Origin of the sequence: Pedobacter sp. JCM 36344, assembly GCF_046546555.1 — a bacterium.
Classification (GTDB): domain Bacteria; phylum Bacteroidota; class Bacteroidia; order Sphingobacteriales; family Sphingobacteriaceae; genus Pedobacter.
The window spans coordinates 1-6,395 of sequence record NZ_JBKHKK010000030.1; the positions used below are offsets into that span (position 1 = coordinate 1).

Annotated in this window: 5 protein-coding genes; all 5 read left to right on the forward strand. The window is 34.3% G+C overall.

Going from position 1 to position 6,395, the window contains the following annotated elements:
• Positions 1 to 413: 413 nt before the first annotated feature.
• Positions 414 to 899, forward strand: a complete 486-nt coding sequence (locus tag ACHFIZ_RS17655; protein WP_410888258.1) for a hypothetical protein — start codon at positions 414 to 416, stop codon at positions 897 to 899.
• Between the two features lie 211 nt (positions 900 to 1,110).
• Complete coding sequence (locus ACHFIZ_RS17660; protein WP_410888260.1) at positions 1,111 to 3,261, forward strand: hypothetical protein; 2,151 nt, start codon at positions 1,111 to 1,113, stop codon at positions 3,259 to 3,261.
• Positions 3,262 to 3,555: 294 nt separating this feature from the next.
• The gene (locus tag ACHFIZ_RS17665) at positions 3,556 to 4,218 is read left to right on the forward strand and encodes a DUF6577 family protein (protein WP_410888262.1); all 663 of its coding nucleotides are present in this window, start codon (positions 3,556 to 3,558) and stop codon (positions 4,216 to 4,218) included.
• A gap of 11 nt (positions 4,219 to 4,229) precedes the next feature.
• The gene (locus tag ACHFIZ_RS17670) at positions 4,230 to 5,285 is read left to right on the forward strand and encodes a nucleotidyl transferase AbiEii/AbiGii toxin family protein (RefSeq protein WP_410888264.1); all 1,056 of its coding nucleotides are present in this window, start codon (positions 4,230 to 4,232) and stop codon (positions 5,283 to 5,285) included.
• Between the two features lie 624 nt (positions 5,286 to 5,909).
• Entirely contained in the window at positions 5,910 to 6,233 is a 324-nt protein-coding gene (locus ACHFIZ_RS17675; RefSeq protein WP_410888266.1) for an Arm DNA-binding domain-containing protein, read from the forward strand.
• Positions 6,234 to 6,395: the final 162 nt, after the last annotated feature.

Consider the following 6,395-nt stretch of genomic DNA (forward strand, 5'->3'; position numbering starts at 1 on the left):
TGTGCCTTATATACAAAAGAAGGTTGATTTTTTTACAGAGATTTTAGCGATGCTAAAAAGTCTTCCTGACTTACTTCAGTATTCTGGTCATATTGAATGGATGCAACAGCAAATCTTATGGGCCAAAAAGGATATTCTCGATGAACAAAGGATGGAATTTCAGGATATTTACGGATAGCATGGTATTTACGGTTCCATGAGCATTCCAAGTGAATAGGGAGTCAAACTTTTAATTATCGGCAATCCAAACAAATAATACAGAATAAAACACTTTATATCTTAAAGGTGATTTGGAAAGACAAAATGCTGCCATCTCCAATTTCGTTTTCAAAGATTATAATAAAAATATGACATGAATCAGAAATTAGCATTCGATATAATAATTTGGTATTTTCACAGATACATTTAATTTAATGAACATTCTCCAAATTATTTTACACCATCAACCCAACTGCTTTACGGAATTCTTCGCAAGTATTGGGAAGAATTTAGCTAAAGCAAATGAATTTCCTTTTGAAAAGGATTTTGTTGCACAGTTTTCTGCTATTATTGCAGGATTTATAAGTATAACAATACCAATTGCATTAGATGTCGTATCTCGGCAAACCGAGAATTATAAAGATAAAGAAATCTCGGAAAGCTTTTTAAATGAACGGACATATAAATTCCAGGTGAATTGGATACTACCTGTTGCATTTTTAAGCATTATGATTTATGCATTTAAAGTAGAATCGGGGTATTGGATTTGGCTGGTCATTCTATTGGATGCTTTAGCAATGGCTAATTTTATTTTATTTATCAAAGTAGTACAACAATACGCTACTAATTTTGACAACTATTACTCAACAAAATTAAAACGGGAAATTGATGAAATTATTCAGGAAACGAGAGAAAATTAGTCAGCTTTCTCGCTTAATTAATAATCTTGAAAAGATCACAAAAATAACCGCTTTAAGGATAGAGAAGGATTACACAACTTCAGTTATTGAGGATTTGAAATGGATTGAAGAGAGTTTCATTTCTGTTCTAAAAATCAACGAAACCAATTTTGAACTGTTCAAGTCACTGATAGATCCCAATGGAAAATATAGGAAAGTCACATTTCAGTCTTTGGACATTGATGACATCCCATTTGATCTACAAGAAACTACATCGCCTGCTGCAGGTACTGTAATGCCTGATAAATTTAGAAAACTATATGAATCACTGGATAATCCTGATAACTCAGATGATCTCATCCTAAAATATATTCAGTGCATATTTACAATTTGGGAAGCTGCCACCCAAAAGAATAACTTCACGGTTCAAAAATATGCAATTTATATATATACGAATTGGGTTTATATTCTTGAAAGGCTGTCTAGTGATGCGATTGATTTTCAGCAGATTTTGAAATTTTTCTTGAGAGAACTGGGTTCTTTAAACATATCTCTATTAGAGTTAGAGAGTAAAAAGCAAAATCCACTTCTTAGTACCTTAAATTATGGTATTCTTCTTAACAAAATATTTTCTGATGATGTGAAATTTGAAAATTTGGATATGTATTTTCAATTTCTTTTCAATAATCTATATCAAGCTGCACGTTTAGAAAGATATAACGTAGTAGATCAATTCATCGAAAGGTGTATCAACAGTAACTTTGATCCATTGAATTTTGGCGCATATTCCCACCTGTATAATTTGTTGGATAAGAAGCTCAAAGAAAATAGTATTGATAATAATCAAGCCTTGCTTAAAAAAGTCCCTGAACTAGGTTTTTACAAGATTCGGTACCTGAAAAATTTTAAAGAGTATGAAGAGTGGGTAACTTCATTCGAGAACTATCTGGAAAATGAAATCTTCACCAAGATAGAAACTGATGATGAAATCTACAATCTTATCAATAACCAAAAAAAGTTGGCCTTAAAGAGTTTGAAATATAATTTGCTGCAAATTGTAGTTTTAAAGGTTCTAACTTTTTCTTTATTTAAATCTACAGACACCAATATAAGACATGCCTTCAATTTTAACCAACCTGAAGATTCAAGTGCAATACAAGGAAATAAGGAAATAATGCCTACCACTCTTTCAGAAATATTGAACTATGTAGATTATAGCTATAATATTGAGCATGACCTTTTCAGTTATTGGGAAGGACATCATGGGGTAGAATTCTACCTTCATAAATTATTTATCTATATTTTTTATCGTTACAATCCCAAAAAGCATTATTATGACGAAGACCCAGCTAGGCTAACAAAAGCTTTCTGTTCGGATGTCCTATTAAATGATCCGGCTAGAGTTGATGGTTTAATTCACAAAATACAAAGACTTGAATCAACTTTTAAATATTTACTAACTAATGGAACTGAGAAAATTTCTCTATTTGATAGTGAAGAAAGGGTTGTAAAAACCAAAAAACTATTCGGTGATGTAATAGGTAGCGCCAAAGAGGTCATTCAGCAAGCAGAAATTAATACAAATATCAAAGAAGAAAGAAAAACATGGTTTTTACAAAATGTAATTCAAGAGTACGATAAATATAATTTTTTGCTCAAGCTCTTTAAACTTTATGGAACTGACAAAAAAGAAGCCGAAAAGAAAGATGAATATTTCGGTATAAATGAGTTGATGGACAGGTCAGCTTTTTTGGAAAATTGGCACATCCCATTTGTTGGTTTAATTGAGTCTTTTGGAAAAACAATTGCCGAACGTGAAAATAGGCTTGGTATCACTGCCTTATATGAAACAATAAAGGATGAAAACAGCGAGTCGATTGATATGGAAAAAGCGATAGCTAAAATTATTAGAAATATAAATGATAATAACATTATAGTTGGCAAAAACATTTACTTCCATTCACTTTTTATTGGAGATGATAAATTTGTGGAAGCAACTAGTGAAACAGTTCTAATAAAAAACTGTCACGTTGGATTCTATAACGAGATTCCAATTTTCAATTTTTACGATAACATTTTTAGAGACAAAAGTTTCCTTGTAATTGACAAAAGAGACATTTGTGGTGTTGTCGAAAGCACTGTTAACAATCCTGACCTCATAACCTTAGATAGTTTTTCCACGAATTTTTCAGATTATCTTGAAGATGCAGGGAAGTTCTCCGAGTTGATTGATAATCCAAATTCATGGCTAGTTGATGAGCTTGGAGAAGAGAAGGAGGTCATAAGGAACTATCTTAAGAAATTCGTATGGATAAGGATTTTAAAAGGCAGCGATTTTATTGTGTCAGGTGAGAAAAGAGGAATGTCGTATAATATCCAATGATATATCAAATTCATTTTTCAAATTATGCTGTTATGAAACAGTTGTTTAATTCTTGTTCTTTGTTCGCAAATCGTAAACGAAGAACAAATTAGTTGTAATTGTTGGTAGTACTGTAAGCTATGGTGTTATAATAAGCCATAAAATGTTTCGTTTAAAATTTTCAAATTTTCGGCAGTAATTGCATATTATTGCCGTAACTTTGAGTTTATAAAATAGCTAATCATCGGAAAGACAGTTGATATATTGACCTTAAAAACCATTTTTGGAAAGCGGCAATCGTTTTCCCTGGATGATTTGCGTAAATATTTTTTAGGGTTAAACCCAAACCTATCTGATTCTACAATCCAGTGGCGCATCCATGACTTGATCAATTCTTCGGTATTGCGGCGCACTGGACGTGGGCTTTATGAAATTGGTGCGGAAAAGATCTATAAACCAGAACTTTCTGCTAGAGCGATAAAAGCTGGCAAATTTATCAAGAAAAATTTTCCGGAGGTTGCTTTCTGTGTCTGGAGTTCTGATTTGCTCAATGAGTTTTCGCATCATTTAACGGCCTATCCTTTTATTTTGGTGGATGTGGAACGTGATGTTGCCGAATCGATCTATTATCAGCTTAAAGATAATTTCTCAGGCGTGTTTTTACGCCCTTCAATAGAGACAATCGATTTCCTGTTATCTGAGTTCCATATGCCACTGTTCATCAGGAATCTCGTATCAGAAAGCCCGCTGGTGGAAACCAGTAAAATTCCAACGGCTTCGATAGAAAAACTATTAGTTGATGCGTTTTGTGATCTTGAATTTCTTCATACAAAAGGTAGCGAGATCCGTTCGATTTTTTACAATGCCTATAGTAAGTATACAGTAAATGAGAATAAATTGTTGCGCTATGCCTCTCGAAAGGGAAGGAAGGCCGAGCTTGAAAATTATCTAAAAGAAGGCAACTTTAATAACCAATAAATGTAATTTCTATGATTTCAAAAGAAAGCCTTACTCTTGAGTGGCTTGCCGAGGTGTCTGCTAAAAATAGAAAAGCGGATAAGATTTTGGTTGAAAAAGTAATCCGTGCACTTTTATTGCTGGAAGGACTGGTCAAATCCGACCTGAAGTTTGTGTTCAAGGGCGGTACGGCATTGATGTTGTTGATGCAAAGTGCCAAACGATTATCGATTGATATTGACATCATTGTTAGCAAGAAACAGGAGCTGGATGAGCGATTTGCCTCTATTTTGGAAGCGCAGGGATTTACACGTGTAGAATTACAAAAACGCAAAACAGCAACTGAAATCGAAAAGGCACATTATAAATTTTATTATGTACCCGTGCACAAATCTAATCTAGAGGAAGATTATGTATTACTGGATATTTTGTTTGAAGACCCTCATTATGCTAAAATACTGGACTGGCCAATTGACTCTAGTTTCGTGCTGCAGGATGGCGCTCCCATCCTTGTGAAATTGCCCTCTCATGAGGATATCCTCGGAGATAAATTGACCGCATTTGCTCCCAACACTACCGGTATTCCATATGAAAAAAGCGGTGATTTGAAGACGATGGAGATCATGAAGCAGCTTTTTGATATTGGTAGTTTGTTAGTGCCGGTAAATGATATCGAAATCATTGCGAAGACCTTTGACATTTTCGCAAAGACCGAAATCGGGTATCGCAAATGCGATACGGATGCGAATGGTGTATTGGAAGATATTTACCAAACTGCATTGTGCATCTGTACACGTGGTGAAGAAGGTAATGGTAAATTTGATTTGCTTTCTAAGGGCATCAATCAAGTGAAGAGCTTTATCTTTTCAGAAAGCTACCATATTGACCGTGCTATTGTCGACGCCGCAAAGGCTGCTTATTTAGCCACTGTTGTTAGATATAAACATCTCAAGCTGGAGAAATATGAAGATGTAGCACAGGTAAAGGAACTGGTTATCGATGCTGCTTATGCTAAAGTCGGAAAATTGAAAAAAGGTAATCCAGAGGCTTATTTCTACTGGTATCAATTATCGATTATTCGAAAATAGTAAATCAAAGTTTCGGCAACAAAGCTAAATAACTGCCGAAACTTTGGAAAATTAATGTCAAGTAAACAGTACGAAATACTTGACATTAATTAAAAACATATATAGTACAGAGCACTGTGTTCATTAAAAACGGATGTTCATGAATCATGAACAGTGGTTTAGCAAGAATACATCTTCACTTGATAACTTGCACATTTAAAGTGCCTTGTTTTATTAAGGGTTTTTGTTTGATAAAACATTGATTATTTGTATATTTACACTAGTAAGCAATTCCAGTCAAAACGTATTCAAAAGCAGTGGAGAATTCAATGAGTCCAGAATTTTGCTGTTTGTAAAACATTGATAAAAAGACATTTAGCGAGTAGGTTCGATTCCCCTACGGGCTACTTTTACAAGTATCAAAACTTAAAAAACCCTGCAAATTGAATGTTTGCAGGGTTTTTTGTTTTACGACCACCCCAAAATCAGCAAAAAAATACCCAAAGAAAAGTGCGTAATTTGTTGCGTCACTGACCAGAGGAAAATGACGCACTGAAAGCTATTTAACTAGCTGAAATTTAGCTAGTTTGAATTACGAACATCTTGACTGCTATACACTGCATTATTAGTTTTGTAAACCTAAAAATGAATCGTTATGAGTCAGAATTATTCTCTGCATTTTTTTTGAAGAAACCGAAACCCTATAAAGAGGGCGAAAAGGCCATTTACATGAGATTAACCGTAAATGGTAGCATTCCTAAATATGCATCACTAGGCAGAATGTGTGATCCCGAAATCTGGATATCCAGGGTAAGAAGGGTAAAAGGAACCTGCGAAAAAATCAAAACCTTGAATTTATACCTGGAAGACATCGAGCGAAGATTTGAATCTCTACACAATGACTTTATGCGCTCAGTTACCGAATTTACTGCCCAAGCGATGGTCAACAAATATTTGGGTAAGCAGTAGAAAAAGAATTTATTGTTGGAAATCTTTACTGAACACAACCGTAAGATGAAAGAACTCCTTGGAAAAGAATTTAAAAGCAATACCCTTAAAGGCTACCATACCTCTCGGCTGCACCTGACTGCATACCTTGAAAAGGAGTATGGGTTGTCAGATATAGAAGTA